Below are 1,489 nucleotides of genomic sequence, written 5' to 3' on the forward strand. Positions count from 1 at the left end.
CGCCGTGCTGACCCTGCCCGCGCTCGACACCTCGGCGGGGGCCCGGCTCACCGGCGACCTGTGGTGGGACACCGAGGCCACGTACGACGTGCTGTGCGCCGAGGTCTCCACGGACGGCGGCGCCACCTGGCTGCCCCTGCCGTTCAGCACCCGGGCCCCGCACGGGAAGCAGGACGTCGCCCGCTCCGACGGCCGGGTGTCCGGCTTCAACGGCCGTGTCTGGCACCGCTTCGCCGCCCGGCTGCCGGCCTCCGCGGCGACGTCGGTGCGCTGGCGGTACACCACCGACGCACGGTACGTCGGCCGCGGGGTGTACGTCGGCGCGCAGAAGGTCGCCTCCCGGGACACCCTGCTGTACGCGGACGCCCGGCCGGCGGACCTGGCCCGGGTGACGGCGGACGGCTGGACACGCGAGAGGGACTGACCGTCAGGTGAGGCGGCTCAGCTCCTCCATCGCCTCCCGCTCCAGCCGGGAGAGCCCGAGGAGCAGGTCGCCCGCCTCCGTGAGGTACCGCTCCTCCCCCGTCGCGCCGGCCCTGGAGATCAGTTCGGCGGCCCGCGTCCACCCGGCCGCCGCCTCGGTGTAGAGCCGGTGGCCGGTGCGCAGCCGGGGGCCGCCGACCGACTCGGCGCTCTCGGCGAGGAAGTCGCGGTAGAGGTTGCGGAACAGGGCGCCGCCGGTGCCGCCCTTCTCCATCAGGAGGGCGGCCCGGGACAGGTCCCGTCCGGGGTCGTCGGTGCGGCGGAGCCAGGTGCGCACCAGCTTCCCGGCCTTCGCGATCCCCCGGTGGCCCAGGTTGGCGATGGGCGGGTGGAGGAAGGCGTCCGCGCAGGCGGTGACGGCGGGGACGATCCGGCTCCGCGGCGCGGGTGCGTCCCGGGGGACGGTGAGGGTGAACGACCGGTGCCTGGCCGTCATCGGGCCGCGCGCGGCGCGGGCCCTGGCGAGGGAGGCCAGGCCGGTGGAGACCGCGCCGCCCTGCTGGTCGGTGTCGACCAGCAGGGCGTTCCGGTCGTCGTAGCCGTACAGGGCGACGACGTGGCCGCCGAAGTGGACCTTGGTCGTGAAGTGGTCGAGGTGGTAGCTGTCCAGTTGCAGTCCGACCGGGTGACCGGCGTCGACCGCGCCGGTCACGTTCTCCCACGCCTTGCGCGGGGAGGCCGTCTCCCGGACCTGGAGGTCCAGACCGAGGTTGGCGGCCAGGTTCCTGGTGAGTTCGAAGGGCTTGACCCGTCCGCCGAGGAACGGGAAGCCCATGTTCCTGCTGTCCCAGTAGACGAAGGACAGACCGGCGCCCAGACCGAACAGCATGGGCTCCGACAGGTCCGCTCCCCGGTGCCGCAGCAGCACGCCCAGGGTCGACGTCTCGCAATGCCGCGTACCGCGGGGATCGATGTCTTCGACGATGCTCACCCCCTCATGCTCTCGCGCCGGGAGGCCGTCCGGCGGGCCGTCCGGGTTTCCGCCGGGGCCCGGTCCCCCGCCGGG

General features: G+C 74.5%; 1 protein-coding gene and 1 pseudogene. One reads left to right on the forward strand and one right to left on the reverse strand.

Annotated elements, in window-relative coordinates; all coding sequences use genetic code 11:
* Positions 1–424 (forward strand): annotated as a pseudogene (locus HW445_RS30675) (immune inhibitor A domain-containing protein); the annotation flags it as partial.
* Positions 425–427: 3 nt separating this feature from the next.
* On the opposite strand, the gene HW445_RS30680 reads toward HW445_RS30675, so the two are convergent.
* Complete coding sequence (locus HW445_RS30680) at positions 428–1,414, reverse strand: BtrH N-terminal domain-containing protein (protein WP_180224059.1); 987 nt, start codon at positions 1,412–1,414, stop codon at positions 428–430.
* Positions 1,415–1,489 lie beyond the last annotated feature (75 nt).

Origin of the sequence: Streptomyces sp. UH6 (assembly GCF_013421635.1) — a bacterium.
Taxonomy (GTDB): domain Bacteria; phylum Actinomycetota; class Actinomycetes; order Streptomycetales; family Streptomycetaceae; genus Streptomyces; species Streptomyces abyssomicinicus.